The 24,600-nt window shown below is 64.6% G+C and carries 14 protein-coding genes and 1 pseudogene (1 of these 15 running past the window's edge); 6 read left to right on the top strand and 9 right to left on the bottom strand.

What is annotated here, in order from left to right; genetic code table 11:
- A partial coding sequence (locus BLP99_RS26615) for a hypothetical protein (protein WP_143007937.1) occupies window positions 1-248 on the bottom strand: 248 nt, incomplete at its 3' end.
- Window positions 249-424: 176 nt separating this feature from the next.
- Entirely contained in the window at window positions 425-1,372 is a 948-nt protein-coding gene (locus BLP99_RS07915; protein WP_072392043.1) for an AraC family transcriptional regulator, read from the bottom strand.
- A 202-nt stretch (window positions 1,373-1,574) separates the two neighbouring features.
- Between BLP99_RS07915 and BLP99_RS07910 the strand changes: the two genes are divergently transcribed.
- Together BLP99_RS07910 and BLP99_RS07905 are read left to right on the top strand one after the other, a co-directional pair.
- Window positions 1,575-2,312, top strand: a complete 738-nt coding sequence (locus BLP99_RS07910) for an SDR family oxidoreductase (RefSeq protein WP_092180107.1) — start codon at window positions 1,575-1,577, stop codon at window positions 2,310-2,312.
- A 28-nt stretch (window positions 2,313-2,340) separates the two neighbouring features.
- Window positions 2,341-2,597: pseudogene (locus tag BLP99_RS07905) on the top strand (Atu4866 domain-containing protein).
- Between the two features lie 73 nt (window positions 2,598-2,670).
- Here BLP99_RS07905 and inhA read toward each other — a convergent pair.
- Complete coding sequence (gene inhA, locus BLP99_RS07900; protein WP_072392052.1) at window positions 2,671-3,357, bottom strand: isonitrile hydratase; 687 nt, start codon at window positions 3,355-3,357, stop codon at window positions 2,671-2,673.
- A gap of 98 nt (window positions 3,358-3,455) precedes the next feature.
- Between inhA and BLP99_RS07895 the strand changes: the two genes are divergently transcribed.
- On the top strand, window positions 3,456-4,448 hold the full coding sequence (locus BLP99_RS07895) for a GlxA family transcriptional regulator (protein ID WP_072392055.1): 993 nt from the start codon (window positions 3,456-3,458) through the stop codon (window positions 4,446-4,448).
- On the opposite strand, the gene BLP99_RS07890 is transcribed toward BLP99_RS07895, so the two are convergent.
- A complete protein-coding gene (locus BLP99_RS07890; RefSeq protein WP_072392059.1) occupies window positions 4,417-5,319 on the bottom strand; it encodes an alpha/beta fold hydrolase in 903 nt (300 codons plus the stop codon). The genes BLP99_RS07895 and BLP99_RS07890 overlap by 32 nt on opposite strands.
- Before the next feature lie 18 nt (window positions 5,320-5,337).
- On the bottom strand, window positions 5,338-5,715 hold the full coding sequence (locus BLP99_RS07885; RefSeq protein ID WP_072430718.1) for a hypothetical protein: 378 nt from the start codon (window positions 5,713-5,715) through the stop codon (window positions 5,338-5,340).
- Between the two features lie 476 nt (window positions 5,716-6,191).
- On the opposite strand from BLP99_RS07885, the gene BLP99_RS07880 reads away from it, so the two are divergent.
- A complete protein-coding gene (locus BLP99_RS07880; protein ID WP_072392065.1) occupies window positions 6,192-6,572 on the top strand; it encodes a DUF6124 family protein in 381 nt (126 codons plus the stop codon).
- Between the two features lie 86 nt (window positions 6,573-6,658).
- On the opposite strand, the gene BLP99_RS07875 is transcribed toward BLP99_RS07880, so the two are convergent.
- The 4 genes from BLP99_RS07875 to tam form a co-directional block, all read right to left on the bottom strand.
- The gene (locus BLP99_RS07875; RefSeq protein ID WP_072392069.1) at window positions 6,659-8,482 is read right to left on the bottom strand and encodes a glycoside hydrolase family 15 protein; all 1,824 of its coding nucleotides are present in this window, start codon (window positions 8,480-8,482) and stop codon (window positions 6,659-6,661) included.
- Window positions 8,475-9,275, bottom strand: coding sequence for an SDR family oxidoreductase (locus tag BLP99_RS07870; protein ID WP_072459401.1), 801 nt, complete (start codon window positions 9,273-9,275; stop codon window positions 8,475-8,477). The genes BLP99_RS07875 and BLP99_RS07870 overlap by 8 nt, the downstream gene beginning before the upstream one ends.
- Window positions 9,276-9,543: 268 nt before the next feature.
- On the bottom strand, window positions 9,544-10,677 hold the full coding sequence (locus BLP99_RS07865; RefSeq protein ID WP_072392075.1) for a cupin-like domain-containing protein: 1,134 nt from the start codon (window positions 10,675-10,677) through the stop codon (window positions 9,544-9,546).
- 158 nt (window positions 10,678-10,835) lie between these two features.
- Complete coding sequence (gene tam / locus BLP99_RS07860; RefSeq protein ID WP_072392078.1) at window positions 10,836-11,606, bottom strand: trans-aconitate 2-methyltransferase; 771 nt, start codon at window positions 11,604-11,606, stop codon at window positions 10,836-10,838.
- 279 nt (window positions 11,607-11,885) lie between these two features.
- Here tam and BLP99_RS07855 point away from each other — a divergent pair, with 279 nt between their 5' ends.
- Complete coding sequence (locus BLP99_RS07855) at window positions 11,886-12,620, top strand: thioesterase II family protein (protein WP_072392081.1); 735 nt, start codon at window positions 11,886-11,888, stop codon at window positions 12,618-12,620.
- Between the two features lie 223 nt (window positions 12,621-12,843).
- Window positions 12,844-24,600, top strand: the 5' portion of a protein-coding gene (locus BLP99_RS07850; RefSeq protein WP_092180105.1) for a non-ribosomal peptide synthetase. The gene runs 588 nt beyond the window's last position; only the first 11,757 of its 12,345 coding nucleotides appear in the window; its start codon is at window positions 12,844-12,846; the stop codon falls past the right edge of the window.

The raw sequence follows: 24,600 nt of genomic DNA, 5'->3' as shown, positions 1-24,600 counted from the left end.
AGGGCCTGGCCGCCGGGAGTCCGATCCGCGCCATCAGCGGCAAGGGCCTGGCCGCCGGAAGTCCGATCCGCGCCATCAGCGGCGAGGGCCTGGCCACCAGGGGTCCGCTCCGCGCCATCAGCGGCCATCGTCTGTTGGTAATCCGAGGCCTGGGTGAAGAAACGGTCTTCTTGCTGGCTCGGCAGGGCAAAGGCACTGGCGCTCAGGGCGAAGGTAGTAGCGGCGATCAGGGTGTTGAAAGTTTTCATGGTAAGACTCCGGTCATATCAAAGGTTGAGTGCCGGGTCGTTCAGATATCGTGATCTGCTGAACCCGTTGCAGCGTGACGGTTGTCTTGCTGCATGGGTTCAGATTAGGGGCGCGATGGGTGCGGTCGTTAGACGAATACTGCCCCGGTTTTGCCTGATCCTGTTTGTGTGCAGGATCAGGCAGTGTTGGCTTGCAGCGCCTGGGCACGTAGACGGGCGATGTCCTTGCTCGGAGATGCGCCGAATAGACGGCTGTATTCGCGGCTGAACTGCGAAGGGCTTTCGTAACCCATCTTGTAGCCGATTGACGAAACATCGCTGTTCTCGGAAAGCAGTAACCGTCGGGCTTCCTGCAGGCGCAGCTGCTTTTGATACTGCAATGGACTCATGGCGGTCACGGCCTTGAATCGGTGATGCAACGCAGAAGGGCTGAGGTTGATCATCTGTGCAAGGCTGTCGATGCTCAGCGGCTCGGCATAATGGGTATTGAGCCACTCGATAGCGCGGCTGATGCGGTGGGCCTGGGTGTCTGGAATGGCAATTTCATGCAAGCGCTGGCCTTGGGCACCACGCAGCAGACGGTAGAAGATCTCCTGCTGGGCCAGAGGAGCCAGGGTGGCGATGTCGTCCGGGCTCTCCAGCAGTCGCAACAGTCGCAATACGGCATCGAGCAGCGGCGCGTCGATGCGGTCCAGGAACAATCCACGCCCGCTCCGTTGGGCCGGTACGCCGATGGGGCTGGCGTCGGCGATCAGGCGGCAGATCTGTGCCGGATCGATGTCCAGGCGAATGCACATATAAGGTCGCTCGGGGCTGGCTTCGATGACCTGGCCGGCCAGTGGCAGCGTGACCGAGACCACCAGGTAATTGAGCGGGTCATATACGTAGCATTCATCCGCCAGCCGTACTTCCTTGCGTCCTTCGATGATCACGCAAAGGCCCGGCTTGTGCACGAGATGCAGGGCATCGGTCGGCTGGTCGCTACGAATCAGGTGCAAGGGTTCGATGGCCGTGGGGAAGACCCCATTTTCCGGTGCGTAACGTTTCATCAGCTCCGCCAGCTCTGCGCGGCGCTGGTTGACGCCGTCGTCTGGCGCAATCTGTATGGAGGTGGATACCGACATGCCGATCAATCTCCCTGGCCAAATGAATGGATCGCGCTAGTAAAGCCGATTGCGCGGCCGGCGACCAGAGTCGGTTTTATCGCTACAGGATCGTGCAAGTGCGCAGGAGGATCCGGCTAACCCTGAGATCGACTGCTTCCCTAATCTGGACCTGTCGAAACGCTCCCACCGGGGGCCAACACATCCAGACGAGGAAACCATCATGTCCGATATCCAGAACAAAGTAGTGGTGATCACAGGTGCCAGCAGCGGGATTGGTGAAGCCGCGGCACGTCTGCTGGCGGCACGAGGCGCCCGCGTAGTACTCGGTGCACGTCGCGTCGACCGTTTGCAGGCGCTGGTCCAGGAGCTCGAAACAAAAGGCCAGCAGGCCGTCTGCAAAGCGGTGGACGTGACCCGCCGCGACGATGTCCAGGATTTGATTGACTTCGCGGTCGAGGGTTTCGGCCGGGTCGACGTGATCATCAACAACGCGGGAGTCATGCCGCTCTCCAAGCTCGAGGCGCTGAAAGTCGAGGAATGGGATCGCATGATCGATGTCAACATCCGTGGCGTGCTCCATGGCATCGCGGCCGGCTTGCCCTTGATGCAGCGTCAGCGCAGCGGCCAGTTCATCAACATCGCATCCATCGGGGCCTACACCGTCAGCCCGACCGCCGCGGTGTATTGCGCCACCAAGTTTGCCGTGCGGGCCATTTCCGAGGGGCTGCGGCAGGAGGTCGGCGGTGATGTGCGAGTCACGGTCATTTCCCCTGGCGTGACCGAGTCGGAATTGGCCGAGAGCATTTCCGATGAAGGTGGACGTGCCGAGATGCGCGAGTTCCGCAGGATCGCGATCCCCGCCGAGGCGATTGCCCGGGCGATCGCCTACGCCATCGAGCAACCGGCAGATGTGGACGTCAGCGAGCTGGTGGTGCGGCCAACCGCCAGTCCGTTCTGAACCGACTCGACCGACAGGAGACGTTCCTATGAGAAAGGCATTTGGAGACCAGGACAAATTCGTCGGCCTGTGGGTGACGGCCGATGGCGTGATCCGCCATCGGCTGCTGCCGGGGGGCGTTATGACGAAGCACGCGGTACACGTGAAAGCGCCTATCAAGGCGACTACTGGCTGCAGGGCGACCACATCGAATATCACGACGACACCGGTTTCACCGCCGATGGGGATTTTCGCGAAGGTGTGCTCTATCACGCGGGTATGGTCCTGTATCGCCAGGAAGAATGACGTACTCGTTGAAACCGGCGGCGAGCGGGATACCCCCCTCGCCGCCGGTCTCATGCCGACTGGGGATTGACCGTCAAGCCACCGTCATTCGCGCCGCGGCACGTTGGGTGATCTGCGAGCGCACCCGGAACGACTCCGCCGCGCGCCGATTGGCCTCTTCCAGCACTTGCGCGGGTGCGGTGTCCGGGTGGCCTGCGTCGAACGGTGGGGCAGGGGCGTATTCGAGTTGAAGCTGGACCAGCTCGGCGGTGTCCTGGTCGAACAGCTCGGCCGCCAGAGTCAAGGCAAAGTCGATCCCGGCGGTAATGCCACCGCCGGTGATGAGCTTGTCGTCTCGTACCACGCGCTCCTTGATCGGGATCGCACCCAGGGGCGACAGCAAGCTGTGGTAGGCCCAGTGGGTGGTAGCCCGCTTCCCTCGCAGCAGTCCCGCCGCACCCAGCACCAGTGCGCCGGTGCACACCGAGGTGATGTACTGCGCTTGGCTGGCCTGGCGCTTGATGAAGGCCAGCGTCTGTTCGTCTTCCATCAACGGGCCGACACCACTGCCACCAGGGACACAGATGACGTCCAGCTTCGGGCAGTCCTCGAACGTGGTGGTGGGCGACAGTACCAGCCCGGTGCTGGAGGTGACAGGCGCCAGGTCTTTCCAGATCAGATGCACTTTCACATCCGGCAACGAGGCCAGCACGTCATAAGGGCCGGTCAGGTCCAGTTGCTGGACTTGGGGGAACAACAGCAAGCCGATCTGCAGTGTCATGTCGCTTTCTCCTTGTCAGGGTGCCCGGGGGTGGACGGTTCTACTTTAGGTCCGTAGGCTCTGGCGTATACGCCAATCACCCCACGAATTACGCCAATATGTCCCATTCACCGAAAACCGTTCATGTACTGGCCTTCGCCAATGTGCAGGTGCTGGATGTCACCGGGCCCTTGCAAGTGTTCGCCTCGGCCAACGACCTGGCCCGCCAGCGTGGCTTGCCGTTGCCGTATGCGCCGACGGTGGTGGCGGCCGGTGGCGGGGCGGTGGTGTCGTCGGCGGGCCTGGCGTTGCTGGCCGAGCCGTTGCCCGATGAGGGCAGCGACACCCTGCTTATCGCGGGTGGCTGGGGCGTGTACGAGGCGGCGAAGGACCCTGCGCTGGTGGCCTGGGTCAAGAATCATGGCCTGCGTTCGCGGCGGGTGGCGTCGGTATGCACCGGCGCGTTCCTGCTGGCTGCCAGCGGCTGGCTGGACGGCCGGCGGGTGGTCACGCACTGGACACGCTGCGAGCAGTTGGCCGAGCAGCATCCGAAATTGCGGGTCGAACCCAACCCGATTTTCATCAACGACGGTCCGGTCTGGACCTCGGCGGGGGTCACGGCTGGCATCGATCTGGCCCTGGCGCTCGTGGAGGACGACCTGGGACGTGCCGTGGCCCTGGAGGTCGCCCGGCAACTGGTGGTGTTTCTCAAGCGGCCGGGTGGGCAGTCGCAGTTCAGCGTGACCTTGTCGCTACAGAACCAGGGTGGTCGTTTCGATGAATTGCATGCCTGGATCGCCGAAAACCTTTCCTGCGACCTTGGCCTGCCCAACCTGGCCGCTCAGGCAGGCATGAGCGAACGCAGCTTCGTGCGTCACTATCGCGCCGAGACTGGCCAGACACCGGCGCGGGCGGTGGAGCTGATCCGCGTGGAGACCGCCCGCCGGCTACTGGCCGACACCGTCGTGCCGATCAAGCGGGTGGCGGCGCAATGCGGCTTTGGCAGCGAGGAAACCCTGCGACGCGGTTTCCTGCGGGCCATGGGCGTGACGCCCCAGGCGTACCGCGAGCGTTTCGCGGTCAGCCTTCAAGCAGATCCAGCAGCGCCTTGACAGTGGCTTCGGGTGCTTCCTGGGGAATGTTGTGGCCAACGCCGGCCAGCACTCGGCGTTCATAGAAGCCGGTGAAGTGTCCGGCGTCCTCGTCCAGCTCGGGGGCCGGGCCCACGCCGTCGTCGGCACCGCACAGGGAAATGCTCGGCACGCGGATGGCCGGTTGCGCCGCCAGCTGTTCCTCGATCCCTTCCAGGGTCGGATCCCCCGGTGCATACATGAAACGATGCCGATAGGAATGGATCACCACGTCGACGAAGTCCGGGTTGTCGAAGGACGGTGCGCTCAGCGGGTACAGCTCGGCGCCGCGCTTCCAGGTTGGCGACCACAGGCGCCAGAGCAACGCGCACAGTTCACGTCGATTCTGCGTCAGGCCTTCGACGCCGCGGGGCGTGTGGAAGTAGTACTGGTACCACAGGCGATGTTCGGTGGCCGGGTCCAGCGGCTGGGTCGATCGAGGGATGTCCTGCAGATTGTAGCCGTCCCCGGTGACCAGGCAGCGCACACGCTCGGGCCACAACGCCGCCACGATACATGCCGCCCGGCCGCCCCAGTCGTAGCCGCACAGTGCCGCTTGGGGAATATGGAGCACGTGCATCAGGTCCAGCAGGTCCTGGGCCAGCGCCGCTTGCTGGCCGGAACGGATGATGGCGGGGTTGTTGAACCGGGTCGGGCCGTAGCCGCGCAGATAGGGCACGATGACCCGGTAACCGCGACCGGCGAGCACCGGGGCGACTTCATCGAAGGCCCTGGGGTCGTAGGGAAAACCGTGCAACAGGATCACCGGCTCCCCAGTGGCTGGGCCATGCTCTTCATAGGCGATGCGCAACAGCGGCGTCACCGCGAAATCGACCTTGGGTTCCTGGTGCATGGTGGCCTCCGGTTGTGTTCAGGCGGGCTCCTGATTCACATATTTGGCCCGATCCGGCGTGAACGTCACGTTCATCTTCGTGCTGGTGCAGGTCAGGGTGCGTTCCTGGGACAGGTCGATGTCCAGGTCTTCACCGCGCAGCCCTTGCCATTGGGCGAGGTATTTGAGGCAGCCGAATTTTTCGTTCTTCTTCAAGCTGCGGCTGACCCCGCCTTTCCAGCCCAGCACCGGCAACTCACCGGCCAGGCAACGTTGCGCCAGTTCCGGAAACTTCGACGCGCGGTCGCGGCCGATTTCCCAGCACTTGATCAAGCCCCGGTCATGGCTTTCCCAGAGATCCTCCCGGGTCAGGCCTGTTCGGAGTGGGGTCGTGATGGGGCGTTTGATATGAGTCATGTCAGGTCCTTGAGTCGGGCTTTTATCGGGCAGCTCCGCTGCACCCGTGAGTGCATCGATCTTAGGAGGGGTTTTCCGGGCTGGCAACTTCTAACGGGCAGTGGCGATAAATGGGAAAGTGGCGGTGATCGCTTTTGTGGCGAGGGGATTTATCCCCTCGCCACAATGGTGTGGTGTTCCTACAAAAAAATAGGTGAACCGGAATTTTCTGACGAGTCGCGGCGGTTGTCGGTTCGGAAGAGGCGGGGATAGGCTTTATCGGTCGCTGCAAAATCAGCGACCGGGCTTGGTCGCCCGGGTTTAGAATGGCGCACAATGCCGCGCGAGCGGCTGCCTGCTTTATGGCCGGCTGTGCGTGGGAGGGCTTCGGGCCCTGCCGGGTTTCCATTCCCTGGTCGACCAACCTGCGCACAGTTCGCCACCCCTCTGCTTGGTCGCGGAATGGCGAACTCCACTTTTGAATGGAGCTTTATGTCATGGTCAAGATCACCCCCAACCCCCCACGCGCCGAAAACCTCTCTTCCTACACCACCCTCGATTCAAGAAAACTCCGCGAAGCGGCCGACCGGGCGCTGAATATCCATCTGTCCACCCCGACGCCAGCCAAGCCCGACACCCAGGACGGCCGCGTCTTTTCGGTGGTTCCAGGCATCAACACCGAATCGGTCCTGACCAGCCTCAGCGAAACCCTGGCCTCGGCCAATGCCATGGTCAGCGACCTGGCGTTCGAGCTGGAGGGCTCTCGGCGGCATGTGGCGCTGGGCATTCAGCAATTGATCGAACTGGGTGCATTGCTGGCCGACCGAGCGCTGGATGACATCGAATTGGCTGAGCCAACAAGCCAGTTGGCGCCGTAGTCTTGTGACAAAGGGGCTTGATCTGTGGCGAGGGGATGAATCCCCTCGCCACAGTGTGCTCACTTTGAAAGTGCTGGCGACCTCGCTCACGGCTGCCAGTGGTGCTTCTCGCCGCTCAACTGGCGATCCAGGAAACTGGCCGCGCTGATCAGCGCCAGGTGGCTCAGGGCCTGGGGTGTGTTGCCCAGGTGATAGCCATGGCTGTCGAACTCCTCGGCGTACAGCCCCAGCGGGTTGGCGTAGCGCAGCAGTTGTTCGAATTCCAGCTGGGCTTTTTCCAGGCGGCCGGCGCGGGCCAGGCATTCGACGTACCAGAACGAGCACGCGACGAATGAACCTTCGCTGCCGCTGAGACCGTCGATCGGCTGGTCGTCGTTGCGGTAGCGATACACCATGCCATCGCGCACCAGGTGTTTTTCGATGGCGTCCAGGGTGGCGAGCCAGCGCGGATCGCGGGCGCTGACGAAACGCACCAGTGGCATCAGCAGCATTGAACCATCGACCGCCGTGCTGCCCAGGCGCTGGACGAAATGCTGGCGTTCGTCGTCCCAGAAATGCGTCCAGATGTCCTGGTAGATGGCTTGGCGAGTCTCGTCCCAGCGGCTGAACGGCGCAGGCAGGGAACGCTTGACCGCCAGGCGGATGCCGCGGTCGACGGCCACCCAGCACATCAGCCGCGAGTGCAGGAAATGCTGCTTGTCGCCGCGCATCTCCCAGATGCCTACGTCCTTTTCCTGCCAGATGCTGCACACCTGGTCGATCACGTCGACGGTGTGCTTCCAACCTTCATGGGAAATGGCCTCGCCGTATTTGTTGACCAGGTACACCGCATCCATCAGCTCGCCAAAGATATCCAATTGCACTTGCTGGTAGGCGAGGTTGCCAATGCGCACCGGTTGCGCCTGGCCGAAGCCGCTCAGCTGCGGCAGTTCACTTTCCGGCAGTTCCTGCCGGCCGTCGAGGCCGTAGAGGATGTTGAGTTTGGTCGGCTGCTCGCAGCAGTCGCTGACCCGGTTTCGCAGGAAACGCATGTAGGCATTGGCTTCTTCGACGAAGCCCAGGCGCATGAACGCATAGACCGTGAACGAGGCGTCGCGGATCCAGGTGTAACGGTAATCCCAATTGCGCTCGCCGCCCCGGCTTTCCGGCAGCCCGAAAGTGGCGGCGGCCAGGATGGCGCCATGTTTGCGCGAGGTCAGCAACTTGAGGGTGAGGGCCGAGCGGTTGACCATCTCTCGCCAGCGCCCTCGATAGTTGGATTGGCCGATCCAGCTGCGCCAGAACGCCAGGGTCCGTTCCAGGCACAGTGCGCTGACGTCGTCGGTGAGCCTGGGGTCGTCGATGCCCCCCAGCAGGAATTCGGCGCTCTGGCCTTCCTGCAGGGTGAACCCGGCCACCGCTGCGTTGCCATCCAGGGCCATGGCCTGGTCCGAACACAGGCGCAGGCTCGGTTGTCCCGGCGCCTCGAAACAGATATGGGGGCCGTCCTGGCGTGCCTCGGTGGCGGCCCGGGCATAGTCGTGGCGCACCGCGCAGCGCATGCGAAACGTCGCGCGGCCCACCGCCATATGGACCTTGCGCATCAGCACCGGCAGATCGTCTTCGCTGTCTGCGATGGGCAGCACGTCGGTGATCTCCACCACCACGCCGTCGCTCAGCCAACGGGTCTGCAGCACATTGGTGTCGGGCAGGTAGATCTGTTGTCGACGCGCCTGGGGCAGGTCCGGAGCGAGCTGGAAGATGCCGGCCTGGGGCGTGTCCAGCAGCGAGCAGAAGATCGACGGGCTGTCGAATTCCGGCCAACAGAAAAAATCGACGCTGCCTCGGTCATTGACCAGCGCGGCGGTGCGCATGTCGCCGATGATGCCGTGATTCTCGATGGGGCTCTGGGGTTCGTCATGCTCAGCCATTGTCACGGAACCCCGGATAAAGGCTCATCCCGCCATCGATGAACAATGTGGTACCCACCACGTAATCGGACAGGTCCGACGCCAGCCAGACCACCGCGTTGGCCACGTCGTCCACTTCGCCGACGCGTCCATAGGGAATCAGCTCCAGCAGCCTTTGCTCCTGTTCACCCTCGGTGGCTTCACGGTTGATGGCCGTGCGGATGGCGCCGGGAGCAATGCCGTTGATGCGGATGCGCAGGTGGCTGGTTTCCTGGGCCAGGGTCTGCATCAATTGATCGATGCCGCCCTTGGAGGCTGCGTAATTGACGTGCCCGGCCCAGGGGATGCGCTGATGCACCGAACTCATGTGGATAATCTTGCCGGCGGCGCGGGACACGCCCTGGCGAATGCCCTGGCGGTTGAAAATCCTCAGGGCGGCGCGGGCGCAGAGGAACTGGCCGGTGAGGTTGACACCGATCACGGTGTTCCAGTTCTCAAGGCTCATGTCGACGGCGGCGGCATCTTTCTGCAGGCCGGAATTGGCGACCAGGATGTCCAGGGCACCGAACGTCTCCAGGGCCTGGGCGAACAGCCGTTCGACCTGGTCCTCTTTCGCCACGTCGGCGCCGAGGGCGATGGCACGACCGCCGCTGTCGTTGATTTCCTCGGCCAGTTCCCTGGCCGGTCCCGCACTGGAATGATAATTGAGCACCACGGCGGCACCGGCCGCCGCCAAGGCCCTGGCCGAACCTGCGCCGATGCCGGAGCTGGCACCGGTGACGAGGGCGACTTGTCGGGCGAGGGATATCTGCATGGTCTAGCACCTTGAAGTGAGGGCCTTACCTGCTGACTGACGGGAGGAGTGCAGAGTTCACTTGGGTGACGCGATCTTCACGATGACGTGAAACACTGATGAGCGGAAGAATGGGGGGCGAGGGGATTTATTCCCGCTGGGCTTGCGAAGCGGCCCTAAAACCAGCCAACTCGGTGTATCAGCAAGAGTCGGATTGGAGATCCTGGGGCTGCTAGGCAGCCCAACGGGGATAAATCCCCTCGCCACAGGACGGTGTTCAACTTCGGCCTTACCAGCCCCTTCCGGAGTTCACCCAGAAGTTCACCGACAGTGAGGTAGACACCGACTCCACCTGGTGGAACCAGCCCTCGGGCAGGAACAGCAGGTCCCCGGCCTCCAGGGTAATCCGCATGAACGTCACGTCCCGGGCGGCGGGAAAACGTTGGTAGTCTGGCGCATCCGGGTTGAAGTCACAGCCGTCCAGGCCGCCCTGGGGAGCCGTCGACCAGGTGCCCAGGGCCTCGCGATGGTGGGGGGCGGCGAGGATGAAGCGCTTGCGACCCCAGACCTGGGCGAACAGGTTGTCGGTGTCGTCCCGGTGCAGGGGCGTCAGGGTGCCCTTGGGGCCGATCCAGATGCGCGGCGGGATGAACAGCGACGAATCGAAGTAGGGCGGGTACTTGATCTGCTCCATCAGTTGCGCCGGCAGGATGTTGTTGCCCATGTAGGCCGGCGGTTCGCCGTCGGCGCTCCTGGGGGCCGGGTTGTCCAGGGAGGCAATGAAATCGGCCATGGAGGTGGAGCGAAAGTCCCGTTCGGTGGAAAAGGTTTTCTTCACGTAGTCGCCGTGGCGGGTGATGCCTTGCAGCTCGGCGAAGTGCACCAGGGACTCTTCGCGGCTGAGCTTGAACAGCGGCCAGTCCCGCAACGCATCGCTGATGACCACCGGGATGCCGTGGGGCAGGTAGCGCGACTGGAACTCCTGCACCGACAGATCGCTGCGCGGGCGCCGCTCCACGGTGCGTTGAGTGGGCAGGCTGGCGGTGAGTTTTTCGCTGAAGCGCGGTGGGGTGGGATAGCGCTTGTTCATGTCGACTTTTTCTACCACGCCACCCCCATGCCGGGCATGGTCGATGATCTGCGGCAGCAGGGTCGCCAGGCCCATGTTGCCGCCGATCTTCAGGCGGCCGCTGGCGAACAGCTCCTCGACATTGGCCATGCCGGCCATGATCCCGAGGAAGTCTTTTTCCGCGACCTCGATGGTCACGTCGGGACTGGCGTGGTGGCCGGCCTGGGTGCGACTGCTGGCCTTGACCTCGGACCAGTACGCCTGATGAGGCCCGAACACGAATTGGAAAACGCCTTCGATACCAACGGCGCCGGCATTGGCGAACAGTTTGCCCAGGATGGTTTGCAGGTCCACGGCGGTCACTCTTGTGGGTTTTGGTCTTGGCAGGTAACGAGGGGCCGGAACAGAAATTTAGCCCCCCACCGCCGACCAGCGCCCAGGGCTTTGTACTTTTCGTACAAGCCCTGGTGGCCCGTGTGGTTCATTTGCCTGCGGGAATCAGCCACACGGTTTTAACGCGTGGCAACCATGAAGACCCGGGGGAACGGCAGCAGCACCGTGCCATCTTCCAGGGCGGGGTAGGCCTGTTCGATCGCCTTCAGGTATTGCTCCAGGTATCGGGCGCGCTGGGCTTCGTCCAGGGGATCGAGAAACGGCCGCAAGCCACTGCCCTTGAACCATTCCACCACCCCGGCGGCACCGCCGGCCAACGGATGGTGGTAGGTGGTGCGCCACACATCGACACGGGCGCAGTGGGGCTTGAGGATCGAGTAGTAGGTGCTGGCGTCTTCCACCTCGGTACGGGTATCGGCCGCCCCGGCCAGTTGGCTGGCCCAGGGACCGCTGGCGGCGATTTCGCGCATCAGGCGGTGGGATGGCTGGTGCAGGGTATCGGGCATCTGGACCGCCAGGCTGCCTCCGGGCGCCAGTTTGTCCACCAGCGCGGGGAGCAGGCGGGCATGGTCGGGCAGCCATTGCAGCACGGCATTGGCGAAGATCACGTCGAACGGCCCGGGCTCCTGCCATTGACCGATGTCCGCCACTTCGAACGCCACGTCGGGCAAGCGTTGGCGAGCGGCGGCGATCATGTCGGCGGAACTGTCCAGGCCCCGCACCGTCGCGCCGTCGAACTGCTGCACCAGCAGTTCGGTGGAATTGCCGGGGCCGCATCCCAGGTCGATCACCGAGCGGGGCGCCATGCTCGCGATGGCGGCCAGCAGGTCTCGGGCCGGACGGGTGCGTTCCTGTTCGAAGGTGACATATTGCTTGGCGGACCAGCTCATGACGGGCTCCTTTTCGGTGGGCCAGGCTCTGTACGAAAGTTTCGAGAGGAGGTCAGGCAAGGCGAAAGCAGCCGGGCAAGCGCAGAATGCATGAGCATTGCGAGGTTGTTCTCAACGCAGCCTGAACGAGTATCAAGGCTTTTCGTACAGAGCCTGGACAGGATGCCCGCCAGTATAAGGGCAGCCGATAGTCAGATGGCGCGTCGACGGTGCATTCGACTAATTCATTGCCTTGCCACTTCGTTATCTTCCATACACCACCGCTCGGAGAAAACCGCTGTGACCCAACTGACCTTGCTGTGCCTGCCTTACTCGGGCGCCAGCGCGATGGTTTACAACCGCTGGCGACGCAAGTTGCCCCAGTGGCTGCAGGTGCGGCCGGTGGAGCTGCCGGGGCGCGGGGCGCGTTTCGACGAGCCGTTGCACACCGACATGGGCCCGTTGGCGCTGCAACTGGCGCGGGAACTGCTGCCGACGCTCCAGGCGCCCTACGCCTTGTTCGGTCACAGCCTGGGGGCGCTGCTGGCTTGTGAAATCGCCCACGCCTTGCGTGAGCTGGGCTGCGCCGAGCCGGTGGCGCTGTTTGCCTCGGGCACTGCCGCGCCAACGATGCGGGCCGATTACGATCGTGGTTTCGCCGAGCCGAAAACCGATGCCGAGCTGATCGAGCAACTGCGCACCCTCAACGGCACCAGCGAAGAGGTGTTGGCCAACGAAGAGCTGATGGCGCTGACGTTGCCGGTCCTGCGCGCGGACTTCCTCATGTGCGGGCATTTCCAGCCCAGGATCCGGCCGCCCCTCAACTGCCCGGTGCATGTGCTGGGAGGCACCACGGACAAAGCCAATACCGAACAACTGATCGGCTGGCGCCGGGAAACCTCGGGCAGTTTTTCGGTGGACATGCTGGCCGGCGGCCACTTCTTCATCCACGAACACGAGGCCCGGGTGCTGCGGCTGATCAAGGATCAGTTGAGCGTGCATCACCGGCGCCATGGCCTGGCGATCAGCGCCTGACGCGCTGATGCACCCATAACCTGCTTTGTGGCGAGGGGATTTTCCCGCTGGGCTGCGCAGTCCAGCGGGAATCAATCCCCTCGCCACACTGTGGGCGGTCTATTGCACGTCGGGATGCTCTTCCTGACACAAATTCTCAAACGCTAATTTTTCCGGTCTGCATTCGTTTTATAGGGACGACTTGCCTTTGTGCCTTGTGCCCACTGATTCCGGATACCCAGAAATGAATGCTGAAGACGCCTTGAAACTTGCTCGCCGGTTTATCGGGTTGCCCCTGGAAAAGCGCCGGATGTTCCTGGCAGCGTTGGACAAGGAGGGCGTGCAGTTCAGCGGCTTCCCCATCCCCCAGGGCGTCGAGGCCGAAGATCGCCAGGCCTTGTCCTATGCCCAGCAGCGCATGTGGTTTCTCTGGCAGCTGGACCCTCACAGCGGTGCCTACAACCTGCCCGGCGCGGTGCGGCTCAAGGGCGCGTTGAGCCTGTCGGCCCTGGAGCAGGCCTTCGCCAGCCTGATGGCTCGTCATGAAACCCTGCGCACGGTGTTCCAGCGCCAGGCCGACGACAGCCTCCTGCAAGTGCCCATGACCGCGCCATTGGTGATCGAGCAAGAGGATTTCAGCGCGTTGGCGACCGCCGAGCGCGAGCGTGCGGTGGCCGAGGCGGCGCAACGACAGTCGCTGCTGCCGTTCGATCTGGCGGTCGGGCCGCTGTTGCGGGTCAAGCTGCTCAAGCTTGGCGAGCAGGAGCATGTATTGCTGCTGACCTTGCATCACATCGTCTCCGACGGTTGGTCGATGAACGTGCTGATCGATGAATTCATTCGCTGCTATGACGCGCATGAAGCGGGGCAGCCACCGCAACTCGCACCGTTGCCGATCCAGTACAGCGACTATGCCCTGTGGCAGCGCCGCTGGCTCGAAGCGGGCGAACAGGCACGGCAACTGGAATACTGGCAGGCGCAACTGGGGGATGAGCATCCGGTACTGGAATTGCCCACCGATCACTCCCGCCCGGCCATGCCGAGCTACCGTGGCAGCCGTCATGAATTCGCCATCGACGGCGCCTTGGCCGAGCAGCTGCGCAGCACAGCCCAGCAGCATGGCGTGACGTTGTTCATGCTCTTGCTCGGCGCGTTCAATGTGCTGTTGCATCGCTACAGCGGCCAGTGCGATATCCGTGTCGGCGTGCCCATCGCCAATCGCAATCGCGATGAAATCGAAGGCCTGATCGGCTTTTTCGTCAACACCCAGGTGCTGCGTACCGAGCTCGACGGGCAGACACGGGTGGTCGATCTTCTGCGGGCCGTCAAAGAGGCCGCCCTCGGCGCCCAGGCCCATCAGGACCTGCCGTTCGAACGCCTGGTAGAAGCCTTGAAGCTGGAGCGCAGCCTCAGCCATACGCCACTGTTCCAGGTGATGTACAACCATCAGCCGCAGGTGGCCGACGTCACCCGCATCAGCACGGCATCCGGGCTGGAGCTGGGCATGATCGACTGGCAGGGCCGCACCACCCAGTTCGACCTGACCCTGGACACCTTCGAGAAGGCCGGCAAGCTGCACGCCGCGCTGACCTACGCCAATGACCTGTTCGAAGCACCGACCATCGCGCGCATGGCGCGGCACTGGCTGCGTCTGCTGGCGGCGATGGTGGTCGATCCATCGCAGCGCATCGGCGAATTGCCCCTGCTCGATGCCGACGAGCACCAGGTCCTGGTGCACGACTGGAACACCACTGCCCAGCGCTACCCCACCGACCGGTGCATGCATCGGCTGATCGAAGCCCAGGTGGCGCGCACTCCGCAGGCCGTGGCGGTGTCTTGCGGCGAGCACAGCCTGACCTACGCCCAGCTCGACGCCCGTGCCAACCAACTGGCCCACCTGCTGATGGCGCAGGGCGTACAGGCGGACAGCCTGGTGGGGATCTGTGTCGAGCGCTCGGTGGAAATGGTTGTCGGCCTGCTGGCGATCCACAAGGCTGGCGGCGCCTATGTGCCACTGGACCCGGAATACCCGCAGGAGCGCCTGGCCTACATGATTCAGGACAGTGGCATCGCCTTGCTGCTGACCCAGGGTTCGCTGTCGGCGGCACTGCCCACCGATGACGTCAGCGTGATCCTGCTTGATCAGCCGGCCGGCTGGCTCGACGCCTACAGCGAACGCCGCCCCGAGGTGGTGGTCGATCCGTTGAGCCTGGCCTATTTGATCTATACCTCCGGTTCCACCGGCCGGCCCAAGGGCGCGGGTAACAGCCATGCCGCGCTGGTCAACCGTCTGTGCTGGATGCAACAGGCCTACAGCCTGGACGGCAGCGATGCGGTGTTGCAGAAGACACCGTTCAGTTTCGACGTGTCGGTATGGGAATTCTTCTGGCCCCTGATGACCGGCGCCCGGCTGGTGATGGCCGCGTCGGGAGCCCATCGCGACCCGCTGCAACTGATCGACAGCATCAACCGTCACGGCATCAGCACGCTGCACTTCGTGCCGTCGATGCTGCAAGCGTTTATCCACGAGCCCGGCGTGGAAACCTGTACCGGGCTCAAGCGCATCGTCTGCAGCGGTGAAGCCTTGCCCCTGGATGCCCAGCATCAGGTCTTCGCCAAGCTGCCGAACGCCGGGCTCTACAATCTGTACGGTCCGACCGAAGCGGCAATCGACGTGACCCACTGGACGTGTGTCGACGAAGACGCCGATTGTGTGCCGATCGGGCAGCCGATCGCCAATCTGCGCACCCATGTGCTCGACGCCCAGCTGAAACCGGTGCCGTGGGGTGTGTCCGGTGAGTTGTACCTGGGCGGGGCGGGGTTGGCGCGCGGTTATCACCGGCGCCCGGCATTGACCGCCGAGCGCTTTGTACCGTGCCCGTTCCATGCCGGCGAGCGCCTGTACCGTACCGGTGATCGCGTGCGCCAGCGTGCCGACGGCGTGATCGAATACCTTGGCCGCCTCGACCATCAGGTCAAGCTGCGTGGCCTGCGCATCGAGCTGGGTGAAATCGAGACCCGGCTGGTGCAACACCCGCTGGTGCGCGAGGCGGTGGTGCTGGTGCGGGACGGCAAGCACCTGGTGGGCTATGTGGTGCTGGAAAACCCCCAGCCGCCCGAGCAGTGGCAACAGGACGTCAAGGCCTGGCTGCTGGGCAGCCTGCCGGAATACATGGTCCCGACCTACCTGATGCCCCTGGCCAGGCTGCCGGTGACCGCCAACGGCAAACTGGATCGCAAGGCCCTGCCGCAACCGGATGCCGCGCCGCAGCAAGCGTTCGTCGCTCCTCAGGATGCGCTGCAGATTGCGCTGGCCGGCATATGGCAGGACGTTCTGGGGCTGGAGCGGGTCGGCCTGGAAGACAATTTCTTCGAACTGGGCGGTGATTCGATCATCTCCATTCAGGTAGTGAGCCGTGCGCGACAGCTCGGTATCCACCTCAATCCACGCGATCTGTTCCAGCACCAGACCGTGCGCAGCCTGGCGCTGGTGGCCAGCGTCGAGCATCACAATGCCGTGGACCAGGGGCCGGTCACCGGCCAAGCCCTGCTCGGACCGATCCAGCATCGGTTCTTCGCGCAGCCGATGCAGGCCCGAGCGCACTGGAACCAGTCGTTGCTGCTCAGCCCGCGCGAGCCCGTGGACGCGCAGCGACTCGACGAGGCGCTGACCTGCGTCATCAATCACCACGACGCCTTGCGCCTGCGCTTCGTCGAAGAAGCGGACGGCTGGCGACAGAACCATGGGCCGCTGCTGCAAGGCGCTGGCCTGTGGCTGCGCGATGCGCAATCGGTCGAACAACTGGGTGCGCTGTGCGACGAAGCGCAGCGCAGTCTTTGCCTGCGGGATGGGCCGCTGATGCGGGCGATGCTGGTCAGCCTGGCCGATGGCAGCCAGCGGCTGGCGCTGGTCATCCATCATTTGGTGGTGGACGGCGTGTCATGGCGTGTATTGCTGGAAGATTTGCAGCAGGCCTACGAGCAGTTGGCGGCGGGTGGCGGTGTGACGTTGCCGGCCAAGACCAGTGCGTTCCAGGGCTGGACCGAGCGCCTGAGCGCCGAAGCGTCGCGTTTCGACGACCAGTTGGCCTATTGGAAAGCCCAGCACCAGGGCGCGCAGGACCTGCCATGCGAGCGTCCGCAAGGCAGCCTGGAAAACGCCCATGGCGCCAGGATCCAATGGCGCCTGGACGCCGGGCTGACCCGGCAATTGCTGCAACAGGCACCAGCGGCGTATCGCACCCAGGTCAACGATCTGCTGCTGACCGCGCTGGCTCGCACCGTCAGCGGTTGGAGCGGGCAGCCGGGTACGCTGGTGGAGCTGGAAGGCCATGGCCGCGAAGACCTGTTCGATGACATCGACCTGACCCGAACGGTCGGTTGGTTCACGAGTCTGTTCGCCGTGAACCTGACCGCCGCCGACGACCTCGGCGCTTCCATCAAGGCGATCAAGGAACAATTGCGCAGCGTTCCCGACAAGGGCCTGGGCTATGGCGTGTTGCGCCATCTGGCTGCGCCCCAGGTGCGAGCCGAGCTGGCCGACCTGCCACCGGCGCGCATCACGTTCAATTACCTGGGCCAGTTCGACCGACAGTTCGACGAATCGGCGCTGTTCGAGCCGTCCAGCGAAGGCAGTGGCATCGCCCAGGACCCCACGGCGCCCCTGGCCAACTGGTTGACCGTGGAAGGGCAGGTGTACGGCGGCGAGCTGACCATGAGCTGGGGGTACAGCCGTGAGATGTTCGACAGCGCCACCGTGCAGCGACTGGTGGATCGATACGCCCTCGAACTCACGACGCTGATCGAACATTGTGCCAACCTGGCCGTGCCGCAAGCCACGCCCTCGGATTTCCCCATGGCCCGCATCACCCAGGCGCAGCTCGATGGGCTGCCCGTGCCGACCGGCCAGCTCGACGACCTGTACCCGCTGTCGCCGATGCAGCAGGGGCTGCTGTTCCACACCCTCTACGAGCAGGCCGCGGGCGAATACGTCAACCAGCTGCGGGTGGATGTGCAAGGCCTGGAGGTGGAGCGCTTCCGCGCGGCATGGCAGGCGTGCATTGATGCCCAGGACATCCTGCGCAGCGGCTTCGTCTGGCAGGGCGACCTGCAGCAGCCGTTGCAAATCGTCCACAGGCACCTGCCGGTGCCGTTCACCGTGCTGGACTGGCGTGAGCGTGCCGACCAGGCGCAGGCCCTTGCCGCGCTGGCCGAAGACGAGCGGGCCAAAGGCTTCGACCTGAGCCAGGCACCGCTGTTACGGCTGGTGCTGGTGCAGACCGGTGCCGGGCAATGGCATTTCATCTACACCCATCACCACATTCTGATGGACGGCTGGAGCAATGCGCAGCTGCTCGGCGAAGTGATGCAACGCTACAACGGCCACGCCTCGGCCAGCGTCACAGGGCGATACCGCGACTACATCGCCTGGCTGCAGCGTCAGGACGAGCAACTCGGCAAGGACTACTGGACGGCGCAACTGGCCACCCTGCAAGAACCGACCCGACTGGCCCGGGCCACCTCTGGCAGCGACAGCCAGCGCGGGCACGGCGACCTGTTCCAGACCCTCGATGCCCCGCGCACCCAGGTGCTGGAGCGCTTTGTCCGCCAGCAGAAAGTCACCCTCAACACCTTGGTGCAAGCGGCGTGGCTGTTGCTGCTGCAACGCTACACCGGCCACGACAGCGTGGCCTTCGGTGCCACCGTGGCCGGGCGTCCGGCGGATCTGCCGGGCATCGAGCAACAGGTCGGGTTGTTCATCAACACCCTGCCGGTGATCGCCGCGCCGCGTCCGGATCAATCCGTCGGGGCCTGGCTGCAAGCGGTACAGGCGCAGAACCTGGGCCTGCGGGAGTTCGAGCACACGCCGCTGGCGGATATCCAGCGCTGGGCCGGGCAAGGCGGCGAGGCGCTGTTCGACAACATCCTGGTGTTCGAAAACTATCCGGTTGCCCAGGCCCTGCAGGACGGCGCCGGACAAGGGCTGGTGTTCGGCGAGGTCGCTCACCTGGAGCAGACCCATTACCCACTGAGCGTCGCCGTGACCCTCGGCCAGACCCTGGCGCTGCACTACAGCTTCGACCAGGCGCATTTCAGCCCGGCGACCATCGACCAGATCAGTCGTCACCTGATGCACCTGTTGGAAACCTTCGCCGAATCGGCGACCCGCAACCTGGGACAGATCGCCCTGGTGGACGCCGGGGAACAGGCCCGGCAACAGGCCGCCAACCATCGGCAGCCATACCCGACCGACATCGCCGTGCATCAGCGCATCGCCCGCTTGGCGGCGCTGAAGCCCCACGCCACGGCGGCGATCTTCAACAGGCAACGGTTCAGCTATGGCGACATCGACCGTCGAGCCAATCAACTGGCCCATGCCCTGATCGCCCGCGGCGTCGGCCCGGAAACCCTCGTCGGCGTGGCCCTGCCGCGCAGCGAAGGGGTGATCGTCGCGTTGCTGGCGGTGCTCAAGGCCGGCGCCGCCTACGTGCCGCTGGATACCAGCTACCCCCGCGAACGCCTGGCATACCTGATCGAGGATTCGGGGCTGGCGCTGTTGCTGACCGATTCGCGGGTGTCGGCGCAGCTGCCGCTTGAGGGGGCCGCCCAGGTGCTGGAACTCGACAGCCTGGACCTGCGTCAGCAACCCCTCGATGCGCCCGATGTCCAGGTCGATCCGCAGAACCTGGCCTACGTGATCTACACCTCCGGTTCCACCGGTAACCCCAAGGGCGTGAGCGTGGCCCATGGCCCGCTGGCGATGCATTGCCAGGCCATCGGCGAGCGCTATGAAATGCGTGACAGCGATTGCGAATTCCACTTCATGTCCTTCGCCTTCGACGGCGCCCATGAGCGCTGGCTCACCAGCCTGACCCATGGCGCTTCGCTGCTGATTCGCGACGACAGCCTGTGGACGCCGGAGCAGACCTATCACGCGATGCGCGAACACGGCGTGACCGTGGTGGCGTTTCCGCCGGTGTACCTGCAACAACTGGCCGAGCATGCCGAGCGCGAGGGCAACCCGCCGACAGTGCGGATCTACTGCTTCGGCGGCGATGCGGTGCCCAACGCCAGTTTCGAACGGGTCAAGCGCGCCCTAGACCCGGACTTCATCATCAATGGCTACGGCCCCACCGAAACCGTGGTCACGCCGCTGATCTGGAAGGCCGGCCGCGACGTGGCCTGCGGTGCGGCCTATGCGCCGATCGGCAGCCGCATCGGTGATCGCAGTGCCTATGTGCTGGACGCCGACCTCAACCTGCTACCCCAGGGCATGGCCGGTGAGCTGTACCTGGGCGGCACGGGCCTGGCCCGGGGATACCTGAATCGCCCGGGGCTCACGGCCGAGCGCTTCGTCGCCGATCCGTTCAGCAACGGCGGCTTGCTCTACCGCACCGGTGACCTGGTGCGCCAGCGCGCCGACGGCACCTTCGATTACCTGGACCGCATCGACAACCAGGTGAAGATTCGCGGGTTCCGCATCGAGCTGGGCGAAGTCGAAGCCAGCCTGCAAGCCCTGGACGGCGTGCGCGAAGCCGTGGTGGTGGCCCAGGAAGGCACCGCCGGCAGCGGCAAGCGCCTGGTGGCCTATGTCGTGGCCGATGAGTCCGCGGCCCGGCGCCCGGCGTTCGCCGAGCAACTGCGCGAGCAGCTCCAGGCCACCTTGCCGGCGCACATGGTCCCGGCCTATCTGCTACTGCTGGAGCGCTTGCCACTGACGCCCAACGGCAAGCTTGACCGCAAGAACCTGCCCAAGCCTGACGTCAGCCAATTGCAGCAGGATTACGTAGCGCCGCGCAGCACCCTGGAACAACACCTGGCGTCCATCTGGCAGGATGTGCTCAAGCTCGGGCAGGTAGGGCTGCGGGATAACTTCTTCGAACTGGGGGGCGATTCCATCGTCTCGATCCAGGTGGTCAGCCGCGCCCGTCAGGCCGGCATCCACTTCACCCCGAAGGATCTGTTCCAGCACCAGACCATCGAGGCGCTGGCGAGCGTGGCGCGCTCGGGCCAGGCTGGCCCGGTCATCGATCAGGGACCGGTGAGCGGCGAACTGCCGCTGTTGCCGGTACAACGGCTGTTCTTCGAACAGGCGATCCCCGAGCGTCAGCACTGGAACCAGGCGGTGATGCTCAAGCCCACAGAAAGCCTCGATCCCCGGTTGCTGGAGCAGGCCCTGGACGCGCTGCGGGTGCATCACGATGGCCTGCGCTTGAGTTTCACCCCCGGGCAGGCGGGATGGACGGCACATTACCGCTCGCCGGCCAGCCCTTGCGCTGACCTGCTCTGGGTCGTGGATGCGCCGGATGCCGATGCATTGCACGACATCGCCAACCAGGCACAGCGCAGCCTCCACCTGCAGGACGGCCCGTTGTTGCGGGCCGTGCTGGCCAACCTGGCCGATGGCAGCCAGCGGCTGTTGCTGGTGATCCACCATTTGGTGGTGGACGGTGTGTCCTGGCGCATCCTCTTCGAAGACCTGCAAGACGCCTATCGCCAGTTGTCCACCGGCCAACAGGTGCGGCTGCCGGCGAAAACCACTTCGGCCCGGGTGTGGGCCGAGCGTCTGCAGGACTATGCGCGCAGCGCCGCCTTGCAGGAGGAACTGGCGTATTGGCAGGCCTGTCTGGAGGGTGTCGACGGGCAATTGCCGATGGACAATCCACTGGGCGGCCAGCAGGAGCGTCTCGCGTTGACGGTGCGCACCCGACTCGACGCGTCGTTGACCCGTCGATTGCTGCAGGAGGCGCCCCAGGCCTATCGCACCCAGGTCAACGACCTGCTGCTCACCGCCCTGGCCCGGGTCATGGTGCGCTGGACCGGAAGCGACAGCGCCCTGGTCCAGCTCGAAGGTCACGGCCGTGAAGCCCTGTTCGACGATGTCGACCTGACCCGCACCGTCGGCTGGTTCACCAGCCTGTACCCGGCCAGGCTCACCCCGACGGCCGACCTGGGCAGTTCCCTCAAACAGATCAAGGAGCAACTGCGGGCGATCCCGAACAAGGGCATGGGATTCGGTGCCCTGGCCCGACTGGGGGATGACTCGGCCCGGGCGATCCTGGCCGCGCTGCCGACACCGCGCCTGACCTTCAACTACCTGGGCCAGTTCGATGCCAGTTTCGACGAGGCCGACGGTGCCCTGTTCGTACCGGCCAGCGAAGGGGCCGGGGACGAGCTGGACCCGCAAGCACCGTTGTCCAACCTCCTGGCGCTCAATGGCCAGGTATTCGGCGGTGAACTGAACCTGGGCTGGACCTTCAGCCGCGAGGTGTTCGACCCGGCCACCATCCAGGCCCTGGCGGACGATTACACCCGCGAGCTGCAAGGGCTGATCGAGCATTGCTGTCAGGGCGGGCAGGGCGGCGTGACGCCGTCGGACTTCCCCCTGGCCAGCCTGAGCCAATGGCAACTGGACGGGCTGCCGGTGGCGATGACGCAGATCGCCGACCTCTACCCACTGTCGCCGATGCAGCAGGGGATGCTGTTCCACAGCGTCTATGGCGAGGCCAGCGGCGACTACATCAACCAGTTGCGCCTGGACGTCGAAGGGCTGGACCCGGAGCGCTTCCGCCAGGCCTGGCAGGCGGCGGTGGATGCCCACGACATCCTGCGTACGCGCTTCGTCTGGCAGGGGGACCTGCCGGAGCCGGTGCAACTGGTCAGCAAGCACCTGGAACTGCCCTACCGCCTGCATGACCTGCAAGGCGATCCGCAGCGCGATGAAACCTTGCTGGCGCTGGCCGATGCCGAATGCCGACAACTGGCCCTGGGCTCTGCGGCCCTGTTGCGATTGACCATCGCGCGTCTCGATGAGCAGCGCTACCACCTGATCTATACCCATCACCACATCCTGATGGATGGCTGGAGCAACTCGCAGTTGCTCGGCGAGGTGCTGCAACGCTACAGCGGCAATCACGTCGCCTTGCAGGGCAGCCGCTATCGGGACTACATCGCCTGGCTGCAACGCCAGGATGGCGCCGCCAGCCAGGCGTTCTGGATGCCTGCGCTCAAGCGCCTGGAGGCTCCGACGCGCCTGGCCGACGCCATGGCCTGCCCGGCTGAGACCGGCATCGGTTACGGCGACCATGTGCAAGTGCTGGACGAAGGGTTGACCCGACGCCTGGAAACCTTCGCCCGGGCCTCGAAAGTCACCGTCAACACCCTGGTGCAGGCGGCGTGGCTGTTGCTGTTGCAGCGCTACACCGGCAAGGACACCGTGGCCTTTGGCGCGACGGTGGCCGGTCGCCCGGCGGACTTGCCCGGTATCGAGCAGCAGATCGGCCTGTTCATCAACACCTTGCCGGTCATTGCCAGCCCACGGGCCGAACAGTCCCTGGACAGTTGGCTGCAAGCGGTGCAAGGGCAGAACCTGGCGCTGCGGGAATTCGAGCACACCGCATTGCTGGACATCCAGCGCTGGGCCGGCCAGGGCGGTGACGCACTGTTCGACAGCCTGCTGGTGTTCGAGAACTACCCGGTCGCCCAGGCCCTGGAGCAGGGCGCGCCTCAAGGCCTGCGCTTCGGCCCGGCAGCCACCCGGGAGCAGACCAGCTATCCGTTGACCTTGCTGGTGAGCCTGGATCGACAGTTGTCGGTGCACATGAGTTACCAGCGCGCCAGTTTCCAGGCCGACACCGTGGTGCGCCTGGCGGCGCACCTGGCTCAGTTGCTCGGACAGATGACCGGCCAGGGCGAGCGCTGCCTGGGGCAGTTGTCCATGCTCGGCTTCGATGAGCATCAACGCCTGACCCACGACTGGAACCCGGTGGACGCTCCGTTCGAGCAAACCCTGTGCGTCCATCAGGCGATCGCCCGCCAGGCCGAAGCCATGCCGGATGCCCTGGCAGTGACGTTCGCCGAAAACCGTCTCAGCTACAGCGAACTGGACAGCCGCGCCAATCGCCTGGCCCACAAGCTCATCGAACTGGGCGTGGGCCCTGAAGTGCGGGTGGGCGTGGCGATGCCGCGGTCCGAACACTTGCTGGTGGCCTTGCTGGCAGTGCTCAAGGCCGGCGGCGCCTACGTGCCACTGGACCCGGATTATCCGGCCGAGCGCGTGGCCTACATGCTCGACGACAGCCGTGCCCGCGTGCTGCTGACCGAACAGGCCGTGGCGGTGACCTTGACAGTTCCGGCCGACACCGCCGTGCTGATGCTGGACCGCATCGAGCTTGGGCAATATTCCCAGGATGCGCCGGCGACCGGCGTCACTCCGGACAACCTCGCCTATGTGATCTACACCTCCGGCTCCACCGGCAAGCCCAAGGGCGTGGCGATTGCCCATCGCAACGTGTTGGCGCTGATCGACTGGTCCAGGTCGGTCTATCGCCGCGACGACATCCAGGGCGTGCTGGCTTGCACTTCGGTGTGCTTCGACCTGTCGGTATGGGAGCTGTTCGTGACCCTGGCCAACGGCGGCTCGCTGATCATCGCCCGCAATGCGCTGGAACTGCCGCAGCTGCCGGCGCGGGATCAGGTACGCCTGGTCAACACCGTGCCATCGGCCATCGCCGCGTTGCAACGCAGCGGCGATATCCCGCCCGGCGTGCGCATCATCAACCTGGCGGGCGAGCCACTGAAGCAGAGCCTGGTGGAGGCGCTGTATCAATCGACCCGCGTCGAACACGTCTACGATCTCTACGGCCCTTCGGAAGACACCACCTATTCCACCTGGGCGCGGCGCTGCGTCGACGGCACGGCGAATATCGGCCGTCCCCTCAAGCACACGGCCAGCTACCTGCTGGATGCCGGTCTGCAACCGGTGCCCCAGGGAGTACCGGCGGAGCTGTACCTGAGCGGCGCGGGCATCACCCGTGGCTATCTCGGGCGAGCGGCGATGACCGCCGAAAAGTACGTGCCCAATCCGTTCTCCACCACCGGCGAGCGCCTGTACCGCACCGGTGACTTGTGCCGTTACCGCGCCGATGGCGTGCTCGAATACCAGGGGCGCATCGACCATCAGGTGAAGATCCGTGGCTTTCGCATCGAGCTGGGGGAAATC

The sequence above is a fragment of the Pseudomonas sp. NFACC32-1 genome (assembly GCF_900101215.1).
Classification (GTDB): domain Bacteria; phylum Pseudomonadota; class Gammaproteobacteria; order Pseudomonadales; family Pseudomonadaceae; genus Aquipseudomonas.
The sequence above is the reverse complement of the archived record's forward strand: the minus strand, read 5'-3'. Positions and strand labels throughout refer to the sequence as shown.

Coding starts and splice junctions, on each gene's coding strand:
- BLP99_RS07915 (WP_072392043.1), bottom strand. CDS start 1,372: ATGTCGGTATCCACCTCCATACAGATTGCGCCAGACGACGGCGTCAAC.
- BLP99_RS07910 (WP_092180107.1), top strand. CDS start 1,575: ATGTCCGATATCCAGAACAAAGTAGTGGTGATCACAGGTGCCAGCAGC.
- inhA (WP_072392052.1), bottom strand. CDS start 3,357: ATGACACTGCAGATCGGCTTGCTGTTGTTCCCCCAAGTCCAGCAACTG.
- BLP99_RS07895 (WP_072392055.1), top strand. CDS start 3,456: ATGTCCCATTCACCGAAAACCGTTCATGTACTGGCCTTCGCCAATGTG.
- BLP99_RS07890 (WP_072392059.1), bottom strand. CDS start 5,319: ATGCACCAGGAACCCAAGGTCGATTTCGCGGTGACGCCGCTGTTGCGC.
- BLP99_RS07885 (WP_072430718.1), bottom strand. CDS start 5,715: ATGACTCATATCAAACGCCCCATCACGACCCCACTCCGAACAGGCCTG.
- BLP99_RS07880 (WP_072392065.1), top strand. CDS start 6,192: ATGGTCAAGATCACCCCCAACCCCCCACGCGCCGAAAACCTCTCTTCC.
- BLP99_RS07875 (WP_072392069.1), bottom strand. CDS start 8,482: ATGGCTGAGCATGACGAACCCCAGAGCCCCATCGAGAATCACGGCATC.
- BLP99_RS07870 (WP_072459401.1), bottom strand. CDS start 9,275: ATGCAGATATCCCTCGCCCGACAAGTCGCCCTCGTCACCGGTGCCAGC.
- tam (WP_072392078.1), bottom strand. CDS start 11,606: ATGAGCTGGTCCGCCAAGCAATATGTCACCTTCGAACAGGAACGCACC.